Below are 22,941 nucleotides of genomic sequence, written 5' to 3' on the forward strand. Positions count from 1 at the left end.
TACCTACAATGCCTAACGGCATGTTTTTTTGAGCAAAAAAGTTTTAAATTCCTACTAAATGAAAAATGCATCAACAGTGTTTACTTCAGATAGTGTTAATACAGAAGAACTTGTAAAAGCAAAACCTGATATAGTATTTATGCCTTTAAATGATAAAAATGCAAAAAAAGTATCAGATTTAGGCATTCCAGTGGTTCAATTAAATTTTACTGATTTCAAAAGTTTAAAGGAATGTATTAAACTTACAGGTGATATTCTTGGAGAAGATAGTAAAAAAAGAGCAGATGCTTACATATCATATTTAGATAGTAAGCTTAATACTATAACTAGTGTAACATCAAAAATACCTAAACAGCAAAGACCTAAAGTCCTTCATGTAACTTCTCTCTCTCCATTAACTGTAGATGGTAGTAATACAATAATTGATGCGTGGATAGATACAGCAGGTGGCGTAAATGCAGCCTCAGAAGTAAAAGGAAATAATAAACAAGTATCTATGGAACAAGTACTAAAATGGAATCCTGATATTGTAATATTAAGCAGTAACACGCTTATGAAATTAAATAATGGCAAAAAAAGTATAGACAAATTATTAACTGACCAATCATGGCAAAAAGTAAACGCTGTGAAGGCATCAAAAGTTTACTTCAATCCAGATGGAGCTTTTTACTGGGATAGATATAGTGCAGAAGAAGCATTGCAAATTCAATGGGCTGCAAAAATTATAAATCCAGATAAATTTGCCAACATAGATATAATTAAAGAAACAAGAAACTTTTACAAGACATTTTTAAATTATGATCTTTCAGAAGAAGAAGCTAATAGAATAATTAATGATGATAATCCAATTTCTAAATAACTTTAAAATAAAAAGCTGAAGGACTACCTTCAGCTTTTATGTAAATTAACATTGTTTATATTGGGGTTCTTGTTCTTGAATATATTCTTGTCTTCCTTTTAAAACCTCGAGAGCACTGTCAAGATTTTTAGATATTTGTTGAAAGTCCTGTTTTGCAGATTTATCTTCAGTTTCAAGTGCAAATGTTTTCATTGTAGCAGCAGCACTTTGTATTCCTGCAATTGCTTGCTGCATTTGAGTTCCTACTGTCATTTTATCACCTCCTTTGCGTAAAATTTTTCACTCAATTTTCACGGTTTGAGCACAATACACCGCAATATTTTTATATTAAATCAAAATTTTATATGTGCAAAAATGCTTACTTATCCTTTAGGTTTAAATATCAAAGCTCCTATAAAACCAAATATAATTGCTGCAGAAATACCTGTACTGGTAATTTCAAAAGTTCCAGTAAGTACACCAATAATTCCATCTCTTTCTGCTTCCATAATGGCACCCTTTACTAAAGAATTTCCAAAGCTCATTATAGGTACAGAAGCTCCTGCTCCTGCAAATTTAATCAAAGGATCATACCAACCTAAACCTCCTAATATTGCTCCTACAACTACTAAAGTAGTTGTAGTATGTGCAGGTGTAAGTTTAAATACATCCATCATAATTTGACCTATTACACATATACCACCACCTACTATAAATGCCCACATGAATTTTTCCATATACTATTCACCCTTCTTTTCACATCTCTATAGACACTGCATGTGCAACACTAGGTATGCTTTCCTTTTGCTGATAGGACATTGGTGACATTAGCGCTCCCGTTGCCACTATTAGAATTCTCTTTAATTCCCCCTTTAACATACGTTTTAAAAAGTGACCATAAGTAACTACAGCAGAACAACCACAGCCACTACCTCCTGCAAAAACAGGTTGATCTTCTTCATATATAATTTTTCCACAATCAGTAAAAATATTTGATGGCATTTTGAAACCATGTTCTTCAAATAAATTACTGGCAATTTTATGACCTACTTTTCCCAAATCACCAGTTGCAATAACATCATAGTAAGAAGGTTCAATATTAAAATCTCTAAAATGAGCTTCAATAGTATCCACTGCTGCTGGTGCCATAGCTGCTCCCATATTAAAAGGATCAGAAATCCCCATATCTATTACTTTTCCTATAGTTGCAGAAGTAACTCTAGGGCCATGTCCCTCATGACCTATTACTGCCGCTCCGGCTCCAGTTACAGTCCACTGAGCAGTTGGTGGTTTTTGACTTCCATATTCTGTAGGATATCTAAACTGCTTTTCTGCTGATCCATTATGACTTGATGTTCCTGATATTACATATTGTGCAGCCTTGCTTTCAACCATTAAGGAAGCTAATGCCAACCCTTCCATTGAACTGGAACAAGCACCAAACACTCCAAAATAAGGTATTCCTAAAGTACGAGCAGTAAAGCTACTTGTAGTTATCTGATTCATTAAGTCACCACTTACAAAAAATTGTATTCTATCTTTCTTAATATTAGATTTTTTGATTGCCACCTGGCATGCTTCCTCTAACATCTTCTTTTCTGCTTTTTCAAAACTGTCTTGGCCTACCCATATATCTTGATGAAGAATATCAAAGTCTTCTTTTATAGCCCCCTTTGCTTCAAAAGGACCTCCTACAGCAGATGATCCTAATATAACTGGCTTAGATTTAAAAGTCCAGGATTGATGACCTGTAATCATTTATATCCCACCTAACCATTTAATAGTAATTTTTATAATAGTCATTACAAAAGCTGCAAAAACTCCAAAGGTAATTACCGGCCCTGCTATTTTAAACATATTTCCTCCAACACCTAAAACATATCCCTCACTTCTATGTTCAATAGCACTAGATGCAATGGTGTTAGCAAAACCTGTAATTGGAATAGCTGTTCCTGCTCCTGCCCATTGAGCAATATGATCATATACTCCAAAGCCAGTAAGCAGTACAGATATTATAATTAAAACTGCTACGGTTGGATTTCCTGCTGTAGTTTCACTAAAATGAAAATATTTTATAAATATGTACTGAATAATTTCACCAATTGTACATATAGTCCCTCCTGCTAAAAATGCTCTAACTGAATTTAATAATACAGGTCTTTTTGGTTCTACTGCATTAGCTAAATTTTGATATTGCTGCTGTGCTGGTGTCAATTTTTTCTTTTTTTTATTAGCCAATTCTTTCACCTTCTAACGTAATAAATATGGTTCTAATTTTTTCATAACTATTTTAAGTCTATTAGCTTCTCTCACATACATATGCTTAGCTTCTATATTTTCAGTTTCTAGAGAAAATGTAGTTAAATCCGCTTGACTTTTTTCCAAGCTTGCATAAAGTAGTCCTTTAACACTAGCTTCAGGAAGTTCTACACTATCATCGAAAACATCCACATACAATTCACCATTACAATCTACCTGACCAACAAAAACATTATCCAAGGACACTTCCAAGTTTTCCAGTTTTTCATTAAGCCAAGTTTGATTTAACCTTAAATTGCTTAAAGACTCATTGATAACATTTCCGTCTAATATTACCGTTTGTGGTGGTGTTTCTGGAGAGACCTTGATTCCTAAATCATGTGGAGTGATTGGTTTTTTATCTGACTTTAAAATAACATTCATATCTCCTGTAGACTCCATTACAGCAAATTCTACATCTGCTAAATTAAATGCATCCTTTGAACGCAGTTCTCTTAAAAGATCCTCTCCTGTAAGTCCAAGCTTTGTTAAATTTTCCTCCATAACTTTCCCATCTTTAACTAAAACCTTTTCCTTTCCATTAACTAAGTTATATATAAATCTTACTTTCAAGGACATGTAATCTAATATAATTGGTAGTAAAATCCAAACTGCTAGGGTAATAATTCCAAATACCCAATTTGCAATAGCATTTACTGAAACCAATGAAACTAAAATAGCAATTACAGCATAATTAATAATCCTAAATGGAGTGATTCTAACTGAATAGTTTTTGGTCAATATTCTTACTACAATTAAAGTCAAAAAAAATAACCCTATAGCCCTTAGCAATACCAATATCCATGTACTCATACATTATTTCCTCCAAATTAATTACTTCTATATTGAGGTTCTTCAAGTTCTATAGCTTTTTCTCTCTCCTGCAAACTTTGTATGACTTCGTTAATATCTTTTATTGCATTTTTATATACAACTTTAAATTCTTTATTCTGTGCTTGAAGTGAATAAATTCTTAAAGTGCTCTCAACTCCTTTTAAGCTGCTTATAGTCTGTTTCAATTTTGAAGCAACCGTCAATACTTTCACCCTCCTCTTATGTAATTAAAATTTATTTATGTTGTTATTTTTACAAGTATTTTTATTTTTATTCTAAAAACTTAATTTTGCACCTCAACTATTATATGCAAAAAATAAAGTATGCCAGAGGTTCTATTCCTCTAGCATACTTTATTGATTAAAACTATTCGCAAACTTTTCCTGGATTTAATATATTTTTAGGGTCAAAGGCTAATTTAATATTCCTCATAAGTTCTATATAGTCATCTCCATATTGTTCGAACATATAGCTCTTTTTAGCAAAACCTATTCCATGTTCTCCAGATACTAACCCGTTCAATTCTCTAGATTTTTTATACATGCATTCAAATACATCACTTAATTTCTTTTCCCACTCTGCTTTAGATAAATCATCTCTCAATACATATACGTGTAAATTTCCATCTCCTGCATGTCCAAAGCTTCTTATTCTTACATTGAATTTCTTTTGAAGCTCATCTGTATATTTTACAAACTCTGCCACCTTGTTTCTTGGTACTACTACATCACATTCATCCATTTCTGTAGTAGTTGCCTTTACTGCTTCAAGGAAGGCTCCTCTAGCTGACCATACAGCTTCTTTTCTTTCATCTGTATCTGAAATATATACATCTAATGCTCCTTCTTCTAAGCATATATTAGCTACTTTTTCATAATCCTTTTCTATATCGGCAGTACTATTTCCATCAAATGTTAAAAGTAAATATGCGTCTGATGAATTATCTGGGAATTTCTTGCCTAAAAATTCTTCTGCTGCAAGTATAACTTCTCTTTGCATAAATTCTATGGCTGTTGGTATAGATTTAGATTTTATAATCTTTGGTACTGTATTTATTGCCCTTTCTAGGTTAGGGAATGGTATAAGTAAGCTTATAGCCTTTTTAGGCAATGGAAGCAATCTAAGTACGGCCTTTGTTACAATACCTAAAGTTCCCTCTGAACCACAAATTAAATCCTTTATGCTGTAGCCTGAACTGTTTTTAACTATCTTTCCACCTACTTCTATTACTTTTCCTGTTGGAAGAACTACTTCTAATCCTCTTATATAATCTCTTGTAACTCCATATTTAACTGCTCTCATTCCACCAGCATTTGTGTTTATGTTTCCACCTATAGTTGCTGATTTTTCACCTGGATCTGGTGGGTAGAATAAATCATGCTCTTCTACATATTTGCCTATTTCCATTAAAAGCACTCCTGGCTCTAATGTAAGAGTTAAATTTTCTTCATCAATTTCAAGTATGTTATTCATGTTTGTTAAGTTTATCATTATACCGCCGTGAATTGGAACAGATGCTCCAACTAGACCAGTACCTGATCCTCTAGCTACTACAGGAATATTATTTTCATAAGCATAAGCCATTACCTTAGAAACTTCCTCTGTATTTAAAACTTCTACCATAGCTTCTGGCATTTTGCTTATTCCACCTAATTCATCATGGCTGAAATCTTCATTTATATTTTCTCCTGTGTAAACTCTGTCTTCACCTAAAATATCTATTAAAAAATCAATGTCCTTTTTATCTAATTTTTTATATTCTTTATTACATAGACATTCCATCCTAATTACCTCCAAATTCGTTTTAATTTTTAATAATTGCTCAAGTTTAACTTCATTAATATACTAAACTGTTAAAGATTTTCCTTCTTTTACATTATTTATAAGTTTCGGTACTACTTCGTAAATATCTCCTACTATTCCATAGTGAGCTACATTAAATATAGAAGCTTTAGGATCCTTATTTATGGCAATTATACAATCAGAATTATTCATTCCTGCTGCAAATTGTACTGCTCCCGATATTCCTAAAGTAATTATAAGCTTTGGTTTAACAGTTCTTCCACTTAATCCTATTTGTTTTTTAGCATCTGCCCAACCTGCTTCAATAAGTGGTCTTGTAGTTGCTATTTGTGCTCCAATCAAAGCAGCAAACTCTTTTACCATTTCCATATCCTTTTCTGCCTTTAATCCTCTTCCTACTGCTACTATTACATCTGCATCAGATATACTTTCTTCTACTTCCTTCTTTGTAACCTTTAATACATTTATATTAGAAGCTAATTCTTCTTTCTTTATACTGCAAGTTACAATTTCTCCAGACTTTTCTTCACTTCTCTCTGGTGCATCCATAACCTTATATCTTACTGTAGCGAGCTGTGGTCTGTGGTTTGGATTTATTATTTGTGCCATTATATTTCCACCAAAAGCTGGTCTTATTTGTACTAAATCAGTATTTTCCTTCATATCAAGTATAGTACAGTCTGCTGTAAGTCCTGTTCTAAATCTAGCTGCTACTCTTGGTGCTAATGATCTTCCTACTGTAGTTGCACCTACAAGTAAAGTTGAAGGTTTAACACTATTTATAAAGTCTTCCATAGCTTTAGTGTAAGGTTCTATTCTAAAATCCTTTAATTCTTCATCATCATATACAAAAACCTTGTCTACTCCATAATGAAGTATTTCTTCTGCCTTTTTTTCTATATCATGTCCTACAAATACTGCATAAACAGGATGATTTATTTTTGCTGCTAATTCTTTAGCTTTTCCAATAAGTTCATAAGTTACTGGATGAATATCACCTTCTACATGATCTACATATACAGCTACACCCTTCCAAAGGCTTTTATCTATAGCTTCTACTTCTTCCTCTATAAATTCCATAACCCCTGCAGGTCCTTTTTTAACACAAAGCTTACACATTTTACAGCCTGCATTTACTTCTATTTTTCCTTCTTTTTCTTCTAGAGCTCCAAAGGGACATATTTTTACTAATTCTTCTATAGCTGAAGGAGTTAATTTCTCCTGATTTACTACTAATTTACCCATAACTCGTTCCTCCTTAAATTTACCTTAAAAACATTTTTAACTAACTTTAACCATTATATATTTGATAATTTAAATCTTATAGAAACTTCATCTTTTTAAGTTTATCTTCAAGCCTAGCTGCTAATTCTTCTCCTGTTCCCTTCCACATTTCTTTATCTGTATTCACTGCTGGTGGGAATATTCTTTCAACCTGAGTTGGTGAACCATTTAATCCATATTTATTTTCATTTTTATCTTCAAGATCTTTAAAACTTAAAATTTTAACTTCTCTATCCTTAGTTTCTAATTTCTTTTTGTAAGATGGAAGTCTTGGTTGGAATATATCCTTCTCTACAGTCAATAAGCATGGATATTTAACTTCTGCAACTTCTATTGTATTTGGCATATCCATCTCTACTACTATTGATTTTTCCTTAAGCTCTTCTACTTTTCTCACATTAGCTATATGTGGTATTTTTAAATATTCTGCCATTTCTGGTCCTACTTGAGCAGTATCACCATCTGTAGTCTGCTTTCCACAGAGTATTAAATCAACTTTGCCCATACTTCTGACGCCCTGAGATATAGTATAGGATGTTGCCAAAACATCTGCTCCACCAAACTTTCTATCTGAAAGAAGAACTCCTTCATCTGCCCCCATCATATAAGCTTCCTTTATAACTTCTGCTGCTTGTGGTGGTCCCATGCTTATAACCTTCACAGTACCTCCTACCTTTGCTCTCATTCTAAGTGCTGTTTCTAATGCATATAAATCATATGGATTCATCTTTGAATCAACACCATCTCTTTTTAAAACTCCTGTTACTGGATCTACTTCTACTTTTGAAGTACCTGGTACTTGTTTTATACATACTAATATTTCCATGTGAAATACCTCCATTTAATTTTATTATCTACTATATTAAAATTCAAAATTAACATTCTATCTAACTATAACTGATACCCCATCTGGTATAACTGTTACTTTAGCATCCTTCCCCTTTAATTCATAAGCTCTTTTTAATGCCTCTTCAAAGGTATAAGCATGTTCCATATGCATGTTTTTTATCATCTGTGGATCACACATGTCAGTAACCAATATAACTGTAAATTTATCAAGCATTCTAGCTAATATTTGAAATTCCCACTGATCTGGAGCAGTTTTATTTCTTGGTACCTTTTCTATTCTATCTAGAAGCTCTCTAGGACTTTTAGCATTAGCCAGATTGTCATAGAATGACTGTCCACCATGTCCATCATTGCAAGCAGAAACCATTATTATTACTCCGCCTTCTTTACAAGTAGCCTCCGCTGCTGTCATTCCTTTTACTGATTGATATATATTTTGATCTAGTGGATATCCACCATTAGTTGAAATTGCTATATCGGCTTCTATTTTGTCCACCTTTGAAAGCTCTAGCACAAATTTGCATCCTTCTTCATGAGCAAACTGACTATGACCTGCAAAAGCATTAATTATTTTCTTTTCACTATCTATAACTACATTTAATATAAAAGCAAGCTTTGCCTTTTCTGCTGCATAAAGCATATCTTTGTGTATAGGATTACCTTTAAGTATACCTGTTCTTGCAAAATCACTTGCTATAAACTCAGAACAGTGATTTGCCATAACAGTTTGAGCAGATGCAATTCCTGGAAGTATACTTTTTCTTCCACCTGAGAATCCTGCAAAGAAATGTGCTTCTATAAAACCTTCAGCTATTAAAAGCTCTGTTTCCATAGCTAATTTGTTTAATATAAGCTCTCCTCCTGAAGGTAAAGTTCCAACCTTAACCAAAGTACTTTCATCTGTAGAACGATGTATTACTATTTGTTCATTTTTAACTATTTCTTCTCCAAATTTATTTATTAACTCTTCATGAGTAGTCGGTCTGTGAAATCCTGTAGCAATAAGTATTTTTATATCTATGTCAGGATTTACTTTTCTAATTCTCCTTAAAAGTATAGGCATTGTAATCTTGCTTGGTACAGGTCTTGTATGGTCACTAGTTATAATAACCATATTTTTTTTACCCTTTACTAAATCTTCTAAGCTTTCACTTCCAATAGGATTATTTAAAGCTTTTTCAACTGTTTCTTCTTGAGATAAATCTGTCCTGTATTCTCCTGCCCTTGACTCCAAAATTCCAGCTAAATTCTTATCTTCTATGGCGATTTCTAGCATTTTTTTGTGATAAGGAATTTTAATTTTTGACATTACATTATACCCCCCAATAATAAATATAAAATATATTCTTTATAAATTGAATGCTGCGCCTCCAAAATAAGCTATAACTCCCAAAACGATTACATATACTATACAAAATTTCAACGTAGCATTTAAAATCTTACCTTCTGCACCTGCAAGCCCTGTAGCTGCTGTAGCCACTGCTATACTTTGTGGTGAAATCATCTTACCTGCTGTAGCACCACCTGTATTAGCTGCTGCTAGCCAATATGGATTTAAACCTAAGGATTTAGCAGCTTCTACTTGAAGTTGTCCAAATAATATATTAGCTGAAGTATCACTTCCTGTTACAAACGTTCCAAGTGCTCCTATAATAGGCGCTATTATTGGATAAGCACTTCCAGTTACTGCAACTAGAACCACTGCTATAGATTTAATCATTCCACTATAGCTCATCACTTTAGCAAGGGCCACGATAGCTATTATGGTAATAGCTGATTTTGTCATCTGTTTAATTGTTTTACCTAGAACATTTAGTATTTCACCAAATTTAGCTCCTTGTAATAATCCACCTACAACTCCTGCTATTATAATTAATGAACCAGGATTATTTATCCAAGTAAACGTATAAGAATGATAAATATTGACAGTAGTACTTATTCTTGATAAACCTTTACTTATTCCAGGAAATAAAGAACTTGTAAATATTATAGCTACAAATACTAATATAAAAGGCACCCATGCCATAAATCCTTTACTAAATGATATTTTCTCAGCATCCTTGAAAGCCTTATCCTTATGAAATACTTTAGCATAACCTATAGTCACTGCTAAACAGACTATAGAACCAAGTATTGCTGGAAGCTCAGCTCCCATATATTTAGCTGTTAATACTTCTGGTATAGCAAAAGCTAGTCCTGAAACTATTGATATTCCTAAAACGCCTTTAATTGCCTTAACACTTTTACCTGTTATCATCACTAATATTACTGGTACTATAACAATTAATACTGATAATTGTAAACCCACTGCATAACTTAAAATATTAGGATCTAAATTTGTAAGCTTAGCAAGCGTGGACACTGGAAGTCCTATAGCTCCAAAAGCTGTTGGTGTTGTATTTGCTATTAAACATATAATTGCAGCAAATACTGGATCAAATCCAAGAGCAGCCATTATGCTGGCAGGAATTGCAACTGCTGTTCCAAAGCCCGCAATAGCTTCCAAAAATCCGCCAAACCCCCAAGCAAGTATAAGAACTAAAATTCTCTGATCTGTAGTAATGCTTGTCATCATATTCTTAATTAGATCCATACTCTTTGTATAAATAGATAAATTGTAAATAAATACTGCTGCTATTATAACTATGATTATGGGCCATACTGCACTTGCAGCACCTTCTAGTCCTGCTTTCAATGCATCAACTACAGGCATTTTCCATACTATGATCGCTAAAATTAATGTTACAATTAATGTTACTGGTGTTGCCTTATGACCAGGTGTCTTTAAGACTCCCAGTGAAATCATAAGCCAAACTATTGGTATCAATGCAATAAAGAATAGTACATACATATTCATTTTTTATCCTCCTGTTAATGAAATGGTAGTATGGTAACATGGTACTATGGTAGTACCAGTTGATAAGTAGATTCTAGCATAATATTCTCAATATTTCTACAATTGTTATTTCATTAACACCAGCTATTCAAGCCTTCAAATTTATGTAAACGTTATTATTGCAACATTTACATTAAAATATTTTAATAAAAAATATTTTAATATTTTTTTGAAATATTGCTCAATAGCTTTAAAGAGGTTATTTATTTAACACTAATCTTTAGATATATTACAATTCTACATTGTATATACCCAAATATCAGATTTCAATTGGTAGTATGGTATGACCAGTTGTTGTTTTAATATTACCACACTATTTTAATAATTTCTATAATTGTTATCTAATTAACATTACTTCTGAATTTTATATTTCTATTGCTAAGCATTGATTTAATAGCTTTTTTAATTAATATTTTAAAAGAAATAATTTTTTGAATTTTCTTCTAAAATGCAATTTAATTGCATTTTAGTTATTTTAATAACAAATTATTTTGTAATTATATGTAAACAGGACTCATTAAAAGTTAATATTTGTTTAATAAACTCTATAAAATAAAGAGTATTACTTTTATAATTATAAGTAATACTCTTTCATCAACCTAAAAATCTTTATAATATTCATTAGCAAAATCTAAATGCTTCTTCATAGCTTCTGATGCTTTTTTAGGATTACGAGATTTAAGACCCTTATATATATCATCATGCTGTTTAAATAATACTTCTCTATTAGCTTCATCTACCAATATTCTTCTTCTTGCATCTTTAATAACTTCATCCATTAAAGATGAAATTGCATTTAAAATATTGATTATCAAATAATTTCTAGAAGCTTTTGCAACTTTATAATGAAATTCCTTATCAATTTTAACGTTATCAACTTCATTATTAGAATTAATTGAATCTAATAATACTTTCATATGCTTTAATTCTTCATCTGTGATTCTTTGAGCAGCTAAAGCCGCAGTCTCTACTTCAATAATTTTTCTAATTTCCATAATTTCAGAAGAACTACTTTTTTGAAGCATAAACATCATAGATAGAGGTTCAAATAGGCTATTCTCAAAGCTTTCCCTAATATAATTTCCTTCACCTTGTCTACATTCAACTAATCCTATAATCTGAAGCGCTCTTAAAGCTTCCCTTATAGATGTTCTGCTAACTTGAAGATGTTCTACCAGCTCCCTTTCTGAAGGTAATTTATCTCCTTTTTTCAATGTACCATCTATAATCATATTTTTAATTTGTTCTATTACCTGTTCATAGACCTTTGTATTTTTTATTGGGCTGAACATGAAACCAAACCTCCCTTTTTATCAAACTGCATTAGAAAAATCTCTAACTCTCTAATATCTTGTCTCTTTTCATTACAATGTTCCAATTCACATAAATCTGAAATAAACTTACTACATCCTGTTCATTATACAAAAGTATTTTATCTATTTTTTCCTTCGGCATTCTCTGTACATAGCTACTATCTTTTACAATTTTACTAAAAGTTTTAGCTAAATTAGAACCACTTATAACCTCACTTTCACGAACTATACCAAATTCTTTTTCTAATGCCTTAAGTCCAATACAAATTTTTTTTTCTTTTTCATATTCTTTTTGAAGATCTATATGTTTAAAATGCGCTTCTATATCAAAGTCTATATTATACTTTTCAAAAAGATAATTAATTACTGTAAAATCATTATTACCTGAAAAAGTTACTAAATACTTCTTATCATATTTTGAACTCATAGTCTGAAAATAATTCTTAGCAAGATTTAATATATGTCTTGCATCTTTTCCATTTTCTATCATATATTGTGTAACATTAAGCTCATTTTCTATATCATCAAAATAACAGCATCCGAAAACCCCTATACAAATAGGTTTTTTATATATATAATGTTCCAAATCAAAGAACAAAGCATCCTTAAATAAACAATTTTCCCCACTTATGCTCAGCATATTTTCTTCTGATAATTTTTCAACTTCTAAAACATTATGCCTTTCTATCACTCTACCACTCTTTTCTAATTAATTATGTAAAACATCCGTTTTAATATTATATCATTTTTTAGCAATCAAGTGAAATTTAATTCATGTATATGACATAAATATAAATTTTGAACATAAAAAAACAACAAGAAAGGCATTAATATGCTTTGTATTATACTACTCTGAGCCAAAACATATTAATATCTTTGACTTGTTATTTTACTTCATATATCCTAGTTAAAATTATTGATACAATCTGGTTTTAGATTATATACTGTATCCTTTCTTTCAACTATTATCTGTATTTTCTTTCTAACTTCCTCATCCTCTGTAACCTTTTGAAGAAGCTCTTTAGTTGGATTTACGCAAACAGGATATCTTACCAATTTAAACATTGAAAAATCTCCAGACGTGTCTCCATAAGCATAACTGTTGCATAAATCTATATTGTACTTTTTTACTAAATCATAAATAGCATTTTCTTTACTTTCACTATCCCACATTGGGATTACTTCTCCAGTATACATTTCATCGCCATCTATTATATACTTTGCTCCTTTATAATCATCAAAACCATATTTTATAGACATTTCCCTTACTAACTCTATTGGACTTCCTGAGACAGTTATAACCTTATGTCCTTTTTCTTTATGCCACTTGATTTTATCCCTTGTAAAAGTATAAACCCTATCTCCTTTTTGTGACACTACATTTTTAGCTATAAATTCTATTTGAGATTTATGAAGGCCTTTTATAGCCTCAATATATATTCCTGCCATTTTCAAAAGATAATTATCATAATTTCCTTGTCTTTTATCCCATTTTTCATACTCCGGTTTTACTTCCTTATACCACCTATCAGGTGGTATTATTTCATATTTCACAAGTTTTTTAAAAACTTCTGTAATCAATCCTTCTCTATATAAAGTACCATCAATATCAAAAAAAGCTGCTATATTCATAATACCCCTCCTTGTGTAAATTATATGTTCATTAATTAAATAGATAATATAAATAAATACATTGCTGCATATATACTCATTAACTTTAACTAATATTTATAATTTTTATAATTTAAATTGAATGTATCGATTCTAAAATTATATTTTATGTTATTATATTACTTATATAATTAAAAAGCTACTAAATTTATAATTTAAAAATATTCCGACAGAAGGGTGCAATAGAAGTATAAATTTATTCATAAAGTTAACACAGCTTTAGCTTTATATAATATCCACTTAACTTAATAAATATATAATTATATTAATAAATTAAAAATTAAGTTAAGAAGTAAAAAATTTATGAAAAAGACACATTTATCAATGTTAATATCTTCATAATTGAAATTAATCATAGATAAATAAAAAGACAGAGGACAGTCACTGTCCTCTCAAAAATATTACCTTAATATTTCTCATACATTTCTTCTAAAAGCTTTAAATGAAGCTCCTCATCCACTATAATTCTGTTAATCAATTTTTTTATAAATTCATCCTTAATCAAAATAATATGCCCCTTATATTGATTAATGGCCTTTTTTTCCGATCTAATGGCTTCTGCAATCATAGCCTTTATAACAGTAGTAAAATTGACATATTTAGCAGTCCAAAGTTTACTAAATGGACAGGTAGAATTAGCATACACTGGTTTCACGCCTAGTAACTTAATTGTATCTCCTAAAAGTTCTAAATGCTTCATTTCTGCCATAGCTATTCCACCTATAAGTTCTGCAAAGTCACCATACTTTCCTTCACTAACTATGTGTTGAAAGATATAAAGATTTATAGCTGTAAGTTCACTAACCATACCTGCATAATCTTCAAGCAGTAGATTAGCATAAAAAATATTTTTACCTTCCACCTCTGGTTCTGGATAAGGTCCATTAGCAATATACTTAGCATATTTTAAAATATTCCCTGGCATATATTCTCCTATAATAATGATTTAATATATTTATATGAATGTTTTTAATTATATATATCAGAAAATTCTAAATTCACTTTTTCAATATAGCTTTTCTTCATTGTATTTTTATAAGAATTATAATTAAATTCTCCATCGTTTACTAATTTGCATGGAATATGTATGATAAATTCGCTACCATACCCTTCCTTACTATTTACTGATATAGTTCCTCCCTGCAATTCTACTAACGCCTTTACTAGAGAAAGCCCTATTCCGCTTCCTTCATTTTCCCTTGTAAGAGATTTATCAACTTGTACAAAACGTTCAAATATTAAATCTAACTTTTCTTTAGGAATACCTTTTCCTGTATCTTTCACTCTTATACAAACACTTTCAGTACCATTTTCTACATTAACAAAAATGCTTCCTCCACGAAGTGTAAATTTTATTGCATTAGACAATAAATTCAACATAATTCTTTCCATCTTTTCAGGGTCACAAGCAATAATTTTTTCTTCGATATCCGTATCAAATACCACAGATAAACCTTTATTTTCTATATAATCCGCTACCGAAAGGGTTATATCTTCTATAAGACTTATTATATTACAATTAATTTCATTTATTACAATATACCCTGAATCTATTTTTGTAATATCAATTAAATTATTAACCAATCTTAAGAGTCGGTAACAATTTTGTTCCATGATATTTATATATTTATATCTATCTACAGAATTATCATTAAAATTACAATCTTTTAGCTTAAGCTTATGCACTTGTATAGCAGAAAATATAACATTAATTGGTGTTCTTAATTCATGAGAAATGTTAGCAAAAAAATCCGTTTTAACTCTATCATATTCCTTAATCTCAAATAATCTCATTCTTTCTTTCTCAATACTTTTTTGTAATTCTTCCATACGTTTTTTTTCAGTTATATCCATTGCTACTCTAATTATTACATTACGCCCATCACTTAATTTACCAATACAAGCCGAATAAAAATTCCAAACTTTTACACATCCACTTTTCGTTTTTACAGAATACTCTCCATCATTTCGTTTTTCTTCAAAACTATACGGTATATTTTCACTACACTGTGAATCTTCTTTAAATATATCTGATATATCTGCCCATTTAGAGGTTATTGGAATATTCTTAATTGTATACCCTGTAATCCTTTCCCAAGTTTTATTAATATTCATTACCTCTCCATCTTCAGCATATATCATTACAGGCACTGGAGCTTCTTCTATAGAATAACGAAATTTCCTTTCACTTTCCCTTAAAGCTTCTTCAGTTTTAGTTCGTTCAGTAATCTCTTCCTCAAGCATAACATTAAATTCTTTTAGTTCATCAGTTATTTCTTCTAATTGCTGATTATTTTTCCTGACTTGTTCTTTTAAATCATTATTGTCTTTCATCAACTTTTCATTAAACTTACTAATTTGATTATAACTCTTTTCACTATATTTCCACATTTGCTTATTCATAAAATATAGCTTTAATTGAGTTGTCACTCTAATTATAACTTCATTATAATTAATAGGCATATTTATATAATCATCAGCTCCAGCACTAAATAAATCATCTATATCAACTTTTTCATTTTTATTATTAATAAAAATAATAGGAATTTTTTCAAGTTTGTCATTACATTTAAAAGTTTCACAAACTTTGCATCCATCTGCACTACTCTTAAGTAAAATTATATCTGGATGGTTTTTCATAACAGATTTCATACCCATTTCATAACTTAAAACATTTCTTACATTATGCCATTTTTGCCTAAGTATCATAGTTAATATTTTAATGTTATAATAAGAATCGTCAATAATAAGTATACTAGCATTATTTAAAAAATCTTCTACATCATCCATGGCTTATTTCCTCATTTCAAAAATATTTTAGTCAAAATTTTATGAACGCTTTAACTTATACAGTAAAATTTATCTCTTAAATTATACAAACACTTTTATTCACATGCAACTTTTAAAATTTATGCATTTGTCTTTGATCTAAAGGCTAACATAGTAGATGTCTGATTTATATGTCCTATAAACTCTTCTCCATAACAAGAAAAACCAATAGTAGGAATGTCTCTAAATAGTTCTCCATATTGACCTTCAAGATTTTTTCTTTCTAGTTCAAGTGTACGTTCTATACAATTAAAATTTATAATCCCATCAATTTTCCCAAATTCCTGAATTTTATCTTCAATAGCCTTTTTCGTATCTTCTATAATATTAGTAGCTTGAAGTAACCTAACCTCCATACCCTTCAATATGCTGCAATAGAACAGCATACTTGTACCTTTTACTTGTTGTGGACTTCTTACAAACATATCATTTTTTCCTATTAATAAACCTACAGGATTAGTCATAAAATATTTTTCTGCATCTTCAATAGAACTGATTCCAAGAGCATCTGCATATGCTAAAATTGCAGGTTTATTATTAAATTCTATAACTTCTCTATTTTCTTCATTTACTTTACTAGCAACTAATTTAGTATCTAAACATTTAAAACTTTGAGTTTTAATAATACTAAAATCTGCATCATCATTTATCTTCAACATTACAAGTATCGCTGAATCGCTATAGGCTTTTCCATTTGCACAAACATGAGTCTTTGCAAATCTACAATTATCTCCTGCAGATCCTCCTATAAAAAAGACGTTGGTTCTATTACCAATCAAATCCATAACTTTTTCTTCTTTTTTACTTACACCATCTATTAATATTATTCCCACATACTTTTTAGAATTCATTGTATATAAACTTTCATTAAAATATTTTTCAAAAGAGGTAAATGCTTCTTCTACATTTAAACCTTCTTTCATTTTTTCAATTACTTCAGCCTTTACATCAGAGATAATATTTGAATTAAAAGCCATTGCTACAACTGAATCTTTTAATAATTTCCCACTAACTATTTCTCCAGAAGTTGAGCATCCAACTACTATGCAATCTCTAAAAGTTTCTTGCATTAAATTACTTAAAAGCTGTTGATCAAAATTAGAAGAAGCAAAATATACTATCATCTTAATTCCAAATAAATCTAATTGATTTTTAATATCATCTACTACTTCATTCTCCACACATTTCTTTGAAAAAGCAGATTTTATATTTACATCATCATATGTTGATTTTTTCACATTCAATTGTTCAGCAATTTTAAAAAGCTTATCCATTACAGCTTGATCATCTTCAGAGTCAACATGAAATTTATCAGGATTAATACCTTTTAAAATAAATTTTGCTTTAGTCATTTCTATAATAGCTGGATTTCCTTTAGACCTTTGTTTAATAATTTCATTAATAATTTCTCTTATCTTCCCTGCCAAGAATTGCTCACTCCTTCATATTTACATTAAATTCAGAAGACAATTTGTTGTATATACATTTCCTTAAAATAATAAATCTTTCTATAAAATTACATGGAATCTTTAATATGTAAGTTGTACTTATTTACAAAAGTCGTTTATAAATCCAATTTTATACTAAAATATAAAATTATTATAGCATATATTTTTTATTATTTATTTAATTTTCGTTATATTTCTTTAATTTATTTTATAATTTTTAATACAAAATAAGTTTTAAATGTAATTTGATGTTAGTAGATAACAAAGTTTATTATTTGAAAAAACATGTTTATCAAAAGTAGCTTTTAAACTAAAAGGAGCTGTTGCAATAAGGAATTTACATACAATAGTATCGTAATATTTACCCTTAATGCAACAGCTCTTTTTTCTAACTTTCTACTTTTTGACTTGATATACGTAACTTTTCATTTTATGTGTTTTAATAACACTGTAATTACTATCAAAATATAAAACTGTATAAATAAAACTGTCTCCCTTTTTATTAATAATAATTCTATTGTTGTTATTCTTACCTTCAATCCGTTCTACTGGAAGCATTACACTATTTTTTATTTCTTTACCATCAAAATCTCCTATAAAAGAAGTAGATTGAATTTTAGATACATTTTTATTATCTTTTTCATATACAGCATTATTTACGCTATATTCTATAATATTGTTATTATAATTAGCAGCAACATCTGCAAAGACACTAAATTGGTTTTTTCCACCTTTAGACATATAATCACTTGTTATTTCTGTAACTTTATTCTTTGCCATATCATATTTTATAAGACTCCTTTTTTCCTTTTTATAATATGCACTATTCAAATAAAGATCATTTCCATCTTCTGATATATCAAATATTTGTCCCCCAACAACACTATTCTCTTTAATAGTACTTTTTTCTCCTTCTAACTTGCATTCATACATAACATTATAATAAATCGAAGTTACATAAAACGTATCTTTATTTTTATTATATGCTAAGGAATATAAGTTTTGCACATTACCAAAGTTATTAAAAAATCTTTTTACAAAAGAACCTTCAGTTACTTTTTTATTTTTCAGATTAATTACTCTTATACTATAGGTATGATTATTTGTCTCTGCCAGTATATATATAGATTTATCACTTCCAAATATGAATCCGCAATATATTTTTTTTAATAGTTCTTTCTCATCTTTAATTTTCAAATTTTCTTTTTCTTCCTTCATTATTGGTGATAAGTCATATATTGGTTCTTCAATATTTTCTATTGCATTATACATACAAACTTTGTTATCTTTTATATAAAGAAAATTACCATACATATCTTTACTTCCTACTTCTCCGCATACAGCATCTTTTATAGTATTAATCCTAGATGCCTTAGAAGTTTTTATATTGACACTATATACATTGATATCTCCCATATTAATATTTTCTAAGCTTATTTCATTGTTATTCTTATACCTCCCCTCTGTAACTACAATATTTTCATCATCTTTCCAACATATTGGTGTATATATCATATCACCTAGGTCTAAATCTTTTACCTTTACTATCTTAGAAGCATTTATATCCTCATTTTTCATCTCTTGCTTAACATCACTAGAAATTTTAATTTCTTTCTGCTTTTGTTCACAAGCACTAAAAGTTAATGGAATTGAAAATACTAAAGCTAAAAATAAAGCTATTTGTTTCATATTTTTTCTCATCATATTTGCTTCCCCCTTCAAAATTGGACATTTGTTCTATGACTACTCTACTATTCCTGTTCTTAAGTCAAGCGTAAAGAACAGTTTCTTTTCTTATATTTGTTTATTTTATATATATGATATCACTTAGTGTTTTCCAAATTTGTTTAAGTTGTTTCCAAATTGTTTCCACTAGGTGAAAAAGAGGGAATTTTTATTACTACTTTTATTATATTTCCATTTTCTATATGTATTTCTCCATTATGTTGTTTAACTATTTCACTGCATATATATAATCCAAGACCATTACTTCCACCTTCAATTGAATTAATCCCCTTTACAAAAGGTTCAAAAATAGAATCATAAATTTTCTCAGGTATTGGATTTCCTTTATTCAAAATTTCTAATTTATAATTATCATTATCTTTAAAAGCATTGACATTGATGTTTTCTTCTGAAAAAGAATATTTAATTGCATTATCTAATAAATTTATTATAAGCTGTCTTATTTTATTTTCCTGACCAAATATAAAACCTTGTTCTAAATTGGCTACTATATGAATTGAATACTTATCAGCTTTACTTGCCATATCAATACACACATCATTTAATAGAGTTTTCATTTCAATACTCTCCTTATGTTCTTCTTGAAAATCTATTCCTTTTGAAGCATTTATCAAATTAATTACAAGCTTATGGAGCCTCTCACTTTCCAAATAAATTCTATGTATAGCCCTAATTTTAAATTCTTCATCTTTAACATTTTTATCTGAAAGTATTTGGGCATAACCAGAAATAGCTGTTAGTGGAGTCTTTAATTCATGAGTTACATTACTAAAAAACTCCCTTCTTCCTTTTTCTAGCTTTAAAATCTTGTCTTTTTCCATACTTATAGTTTCTATTTGATTTCTTATTTTTTCTTTCATATTAATAAATTCTTTTAGTAAAATGCCTATCTCATCATTATTTTTAATATTTAAATTTATTTCATAGTCTCCTTCTTCAATTTTCTTTATTTGTTTTGTTAATGTTATAATAGGTTTTATTATTCTTGATGCAAATAAATAGGAAGCTATAAAAACAAACATAAAAATAAATAACTCTATTAAAGTAATAATATCTATTATTCTTTTGTTTTCAACATAGGCCTCACCAAAGCTTTTACTTATATTTAGTATTCCTAAACATTTATCTCCATCATATAATGGATAAGACAATATTGCCTGAACATTATCTTTACCATATTGTAAATTTATAACAGCTTTTCCTTTAAGAGCTTCCTCTGTTCCTCTATTTGTTAATTCAGTGAAATCTGAACTTATAGTATTTTCTTTAATTTTTCCTGAAGGTGTTCTTATTTCCATCTCATAATTATACGTAAGTACATAACTATTAAGTATTCTCCACAATTTTTCATAAAGAACTTCTTCTCCCATATACAAATCTTTCGTAAACATATTATATTTAATATATTCTCTTGAATTTTTCATTGTATCCTTCATAGAACTCTTTATAGAATTTTCTAAATTATTTTGAAATACTTGTCTGATTAAAATATTTAAAACAACTGCTGCAACTATAAATATAATTGATAAGCCTAACATAAATTTAAATCTTACACTATTTTTCACATCACTACCTCATCACATATCCTACACCAAAAACTGTTTCAATGAAGGATCGTCCACTATCTAAATTTAATTTTGCTCTTAATCTTCTAACATGAATATCTATAGTTCTAATTTCACCACAATAATCTATACCCCAAACCTTATCTAAAATTTCTTCTCTTGAAAAAACTCTATTTCTATTTTTAATAAAAAATACTAACAAATCATATTCTTTAGGTTTTAATTTAATTTCTTTTCCATCCTTAATTACCATCCTATTTTCTAATTTAATTTTTATACTATCATTTAAATTTATGAAATCATTATAATTGTCCAAGTTTCTATATTTGTCAACTCTTCTTAAGGCTATCTTTACTCTTACTAATACTTCTTTTATATTAAATGGTTTTGTTATATAATCATCTGCACCTAGTTCTAAACCAAGTACTTTATCAGTAATATCATTTCTAGCCGTAAGCATAATAATTGGTATTTTATAATTAGCATTAATAAATTTACATAGTTCAAATCCACTCTCATCTGGCAAATTTATATCAAGTAGTACTAAATTAGGTTTAAAATCCTGAAAAAATCCCCTAGCTTCCTTTGAAGAAAAAGCACTTTTAACTTTATACCCCTCTTCCTTTAATGCAAAAGTTAATATATCATTTATTGAAAATTCATCTTCAACTACAATTATTTTAAAATTCAATAATATCCCTCCGTAAAAAACATTTTCCATATTTTATGTTATATACACAATTGTATCACTTATATTATCATTTTACTTTTATATTTTTATCTTATTTGGAATTATATTAATGATTTATATAAAAACTTTTGTATTCATTAAATCTATTTAAATTACTGCAAATAAAAAAAGTCCTACATTTAGTTCACCTATATGTAGAACTTTTTATAATAATATTTTTTGTTCTTGGATTAATATTTATATTATGCTTCTAATTTTAATTTAGACATTTCTTTATAATAAATAATTTCTTTCTCTTCCTCTTTAGTAATTGAGCCATCAACAATTAAAATATTATCTATGTCAACCATTTTAAAACATTTTGTATTTTGATTATAAGCATCACATACTTTAAGTCCTAATGTTCTATTTTTTTTATCTCCCGTTTTAATAAAAAATAGCGTCTCTCCTTGTTCATTAGAAACATCCTCAAATTTATTAAAATCTTCTTTAGTAATTAGTGACTTAACAAGACCTTTTCTCAATCCTTTATTTACAATTGCTATAGTATCTTTATGTTCGATAAGATACTCTGAAATAAAATCAACTATTTCTTTTTTTGAATTGAATATTTGTGGATTAAACATTACTAATCACTCCTCTTATAAAATATATTTAAAATTCCTAATATTTCATTAATGTTCATTTTCTTTGGTGTATTTTGTATAAACTCAATAATTTTTATGTCCTAAAGTTTTACTTGTTAAAATTATAGTTCCATTATATGAATATGTCAATACATATTTATACATTTTATTGAATAAATATTTATTAACTTTGTAGGTGTTAATTTCAAAGAATTTCTATTATATCTATACTACAACTTAAAATTTCCAA

22 protein-coding genes are annotated in these 22,941 nt (G+C 28.9%); 1 reads left to right on the top strand and 21 read right to left on the bottom strand.

All coding sequences use genetic code 11. The features are described 5' to 3' along the window. The first annotated feature begins 58 nt into the window (after positions 1-58). Positions 59-859, top strand: coding sequence for an ABC transporter substrate-binding protein (locus EG57_RS0223715; protein ID WP_032079552.1), 801 nt, complete (start codon positions 59-61; stop codon positions 857-859). 45 nt (positions 860-904) lie between these two features. On the opposite strand, the gene EG57_RS0223720 is transcribed toward EG57_RS0223715, so the two are convergent. The 21 genes from EG57_RS0223720 to EG57_RS0223820 all read right to left on the bottom strand — a co-directional run bounded on the left by EG57_RS0223720 (position 905) and on the right by EG57_RS0223820 (position 22,691). After that, complete coding sequence (locus tag EG57_RS0223720) at positions 905-1,111, bottom strand: DUF1657 domain-containing protein (RefSeq protein WP_032079553.1); 207 nt, start codon at positions 1,109-1,111, stop codon at positions 905-907. A 110-nt stretch (positions 1,112-1,221) separates the two neighbouring features. Beyond that, positions 1,222-1,575, bottom strand: coding sequence for a stage V sporulation protein AE (gene spoVAE, locus EG57_RS0223725; RefSeq protein WP_032079554.1), 354 nt, complete (start codon positions 1,573-1,575; stop codon positions 1,222-1,224). A gap of 19 nt (positions 1,576-1,594) precedes the next feature. Then, on the bottom strand, positions 1,595-2,596 hold the full coding sequence (gene spoVAD / locus EG57_RS0223730; protein WP_032079555.1) for a stage V sporulation protein AD: 1,002 nt from the start codon (positions 2,594-2,596) through the stop codon (positions 1,595-1,597). Continuing rightward, entirely contained in the window at positions 2,597-3,076 is a 480-nt protein-coding gene (gene spoVAC / locus EG57_RS0223735) for a stage V sporulation protein AC (protein WP_032079556.1), read from the bottom strand. Between the two features lie 12 nt (positions 3,077-3,088). After that, on the bottom strand, positions 3,089-3,949 hold the full coding sequence (locus tag EG57_RS0223740; protein ID WP_032079557.1) for a DUF421 domain-containing protein: 861 nt from the start codon (positions 3,947-3,949) through the stop codon (positions 3,089-3,091). A gap of 17 nt (positions 3,950-3,966) precedes the next feature. Then, positions 3,967-4,173 carry a DUF1657 domain-containing protein gene (locus EG57_RS0223745; RefSeq protein WP_032079558.1) on the bottom strand — a complete coding sequence of 69 codons (207 nt, stop codon included), beginning with the start codon at positions 4,171-4,173 and terminating at the stop codon, positions 3,967-3,969. 163 nt (positions 4,174-4,336) lie between these two features. Beyond that, the gene (locus tag EG57_RS0223750) at positions 4,337-5,752 is read right to left on the bottom strand and encodes an FAD-binding oxidoreductase (protein WP_032079559.1); all 1,416 of its coding nucleotides are present in this window, start codon (positions 5,750-5,752) and stop codon (positions 4,337-4,339) included. Positions 5,753-5,815: 63 nt separating this feature from the next. Continuing rightward, positions 5,816-7,018, bottom strand: a complete 1,203-nt coding sequence (locus EG57_RS0223755) for an FAD-binding protein (protein WP_032079560.1) — start codon at positions 7,016-7,018, stop codon at positions 5,816-5,818. Positions 7,019-7,094: 76 nt separating this feature from the next. After that, positions 7,095-7,883, bottom strand: coding sequence for an electron transfer flavoprotein subunit beta/FixA family protein (locus EG57_RS0223760; protein WP_032079561.1), 789 nt, complete (start codon positions 7,881-7,883; stop codon positions 7,095-7,097). A gap of 57 nt (positions 7,884-7,940) precedes the next feature. Continuing rightward, the gene (gene larA / locus EG57_RS0223765; RefSeq protein WP_032079562.1) at positions 7,941-9,215 is read right to left on the bottom strand and encodes a nickel-dependent lactate racemase; all 1,275 of its coding nucleotides are present in this window, start codon (positions 9,213-9,215) and stop codon (positions 7,941-7,943) included. Between the two features lie 39 nt (positions 9,216-9,254). Beyond that, positions 9,255-10,763, bottom strand: a complete 1,509-nt coding sequence (locus EG57_RS0223770) for an L-lactate permease (protein ID WP_032079563.1) — start codon at positions 10,761-10,763, stop codon at positions 9,255-9,257. Between the two features lie 638 nt (positions 10,764-11,401). Next, positions 11,402-12,094 (bottom strand): FadR/GntR family transcriptional regulator, encoded by a 693-nt coding sequence (locus EG57_RS0223775; RefSeq protein WP_029162635.1) that lies wholly within the window; start codon positions 12,092-12,094, stop codon positions 11,402-11,404. Positions 12,095-12,137: 43 nt separating this feature from the next. Further along, positions 12,138-12,806 (bottom strand): ribonuclease H-like domain-containing protein, encoded by a 669-nt coding sequence (locus tag EG57_RS0223780; protein WP_032079564.1) that lies wholly within the window; start codon positions 12,804-12,806, stop codon positions 12,138-12,140. A 212-nt stretch (positions 12,807-13,018) separates the two neighbouring features. Beyond that, positions 13,019-13,747: an HAD-IB family hydrolase gene (locus EG57_RS0223785; protein WP_032079565.1), complete on the bottom strand. Its 729-nt coding sequence runs from the start codon at positions 13,745-13,747 to the stop codon at positions 13,019-13,021. Between the two features lie 445 nt (positions 13,748-14,192). After that, the gene (locus EG57_RS0223790) at positions 14,193-14,711 is read right to left on the bottom strand and encodes a ferritin-like domain-containing protein (protein WP_032079566.1); all 519 of its coding nucleotides are present in this window, start codon (positions 14,709-14,711) and stop codon (positions 14,193-14,195) included. Between the two features lie 44 nt (positions 14,712-14,755). Further along, entirely contained in the window at positions 14,756-16,576 is a 1,821-nt protein-coding gene (locus EG57_RS0223795) for an ATP-binding protein (RefSeq protein WP_032079567.1), read from the bottom strand. Between the two features lie 119 nt (positions 16,577-16,695). Further along, entirely contained in the window at positions 16,696-18,042 is a 1,347-nt protein-coding gene (locus EG57_RS0223800; protein ID WP_032079568.1) for an FIST signal transduction protein, read from the bottom strand. A gap of 417 nt (positions 18,043-18,459) precedes the next feature. Then, the gene (locus EG57_RS0223805) at positions 18,460-19,767 is read right to left on the bottom strand and encodes a hypothetical protein (protein WP_032079569.1); all 1,308 of its coding nucleotides are present in this window, start codon (positions 19,765-19,767) and stop codon (positions 18,460-18,462) included. Positions 19,768-19,910: 143 nt separating this feature from the next. Next, positions 19,911-21,374, bottom strand: a complete 1,464-nt coding sequence (locus EG57_RS0223810; protein ID WP_032079570.1) for a sensor histidine kinase — start codon at positions 21,372-21,374, stop codon at positions 19,911-19,913. Positions 21,375-21,378: 4 nt separating this feature from the next. Continuing rightward, on the bottom strand, positions 21,379-22,065 hold the full coding sequence (locus EG57_RS0223815; RefSeq protein ID WP_032079571.1) for a response regulator transcription factor: 687 nt from the start codon (positions 22,063-22,065) through the stop codon (positions 21,379-21,381). Positions 22,066-22,307: 242 nt separating this feature from the next. Next, on the bottom strand, positions 22,308-22,691 hold the full coding sequence (locus tag EG57_RS0223820; protein WP_032079572.1) for a hypothetical protein: 384 nt from the start codon (positions 22,689-22,691) through the stop codon (positions 22,308-22,310). Positions 22,692-22,941: the final 250 nt, after the last annotated feature.

This window comes from Clostridium drakei (genome assembly GCF_000633595.2).
Lineage (GTDB): Bacteria > Bacillota > Clostridia > Clostridiales > Clostridiaceae > Clostridium_AM > Clostridium_AM drakei.

Bases quoted from the DNA above. Each gene is read 5' to 3' on its own strand.
- EG57_RS0223740 (WP_032079557.1), bottom strand. From the start codon at position 3,949: ATGAGTACATGGATATTGGTATTGCTAAGGGCTATAGGGTTATTTTTT.
- EG57_RS0223785 (WP_032079565.1), bottom strand. From the start codon at position 13,747: ATGAATATAGCAGCTTTTTTTGATATTGATGGTACTTTATATAGAGAA.
- EG57_RS0223715 (WP_032079552.1), top strand. From the start codon at position 59: ATGAAAAATGCATCAACAGTGTTTACTTCAGATAGTGTTAATACAGAA.
- spoVAE (WP_032079554.1), bottom strand. From the start codon at position 1,575: ATGGAAAAATTCATGTGGGCATTTATAGTAGGTGGTGGTATATGTGTA.
- spoVAD (WP_032079555.1), bottom strand. From the start codon at position 2,596: ATGATTACAGGTCATCAATCCTGGACTTTTAAATCTAAGCCAGTTATA.
- EG57_RS0223775 (WP_029162635.1), bottom strand. From the start codon at position 12,094: ATGTTCAGCCCAATAAAAAATACAAAGGTCTATGAACAGGTAATAGAA.
- EG57_RS0223790 (WP_032079566.1), bottom strand. From the start codon at position 14,711: ATGCCAGGGAATATTTTAAAATATGCTAAGTATATTGCTAATGGACCT.
- EG57_RS0223720 (WP_032079553.1), bottom strand. From the start codon at position 1,111: ATGACAGTAGGAACTCAAATGCAGCAAGCAATTGCAGGAATACAAAGT.
- EG57_RS0223755 (WP_032079560.1), bottom strand. From the start codon at position 7,018: ATGGGTAAATTAGTAGTAAATCAGGAGAAATTAACTCCTTCAGCTATA.
- EG57_RS0223805 (WP_032079569.1), bottom strand. From the start codon at position 19,767: ATGATGAGAAAAAATATGAAACAAATAGCTTTATTTTTAGCTTTAGTA.
- larA (WP_032079562.1), bottom strand. From the start codon at position 9,215: ATGTCAAAAATTAAAATTCCTTATCACAAAAAAATGCTAGAAATCGCC.
- EG57_RS0223770 (WP_032079563.1), bottom strand. From the start codon at position 10,763: ATGAATATGTATGTACTATTCTTTATTGCATTGATACCAATAGTTTGG.
- EG57_RS0223820 (WP_032079572.1), bottom strand. From the start codon at position 22,691: ATGTTTAATCCACAAATATTCAATTCAAAAAAAGAAATAGTTGATTTT.
- EG57_RS0223795 (WP_032079567.1), bottom strand. From the start codon at position 16,576: ATGGATGATGTAGAAGATTTTTTAAATAATGCTAGTATACTTATTATT.
- EG57_RS0223750 (WP_032079559.1), bottom strand. From the start codon at position 5,752: ATGGAATGTCTATGTAATAAAGAATATAAAAAATTAGATAAAAAGGAC.
- EG57_RS0223760 (WP_032079561.1), bottom strand. From the start codon at position 7,883: ATGGAAATATTAGTATGTATAAAACAAGTACCAGGTACTTCAAAAGTA.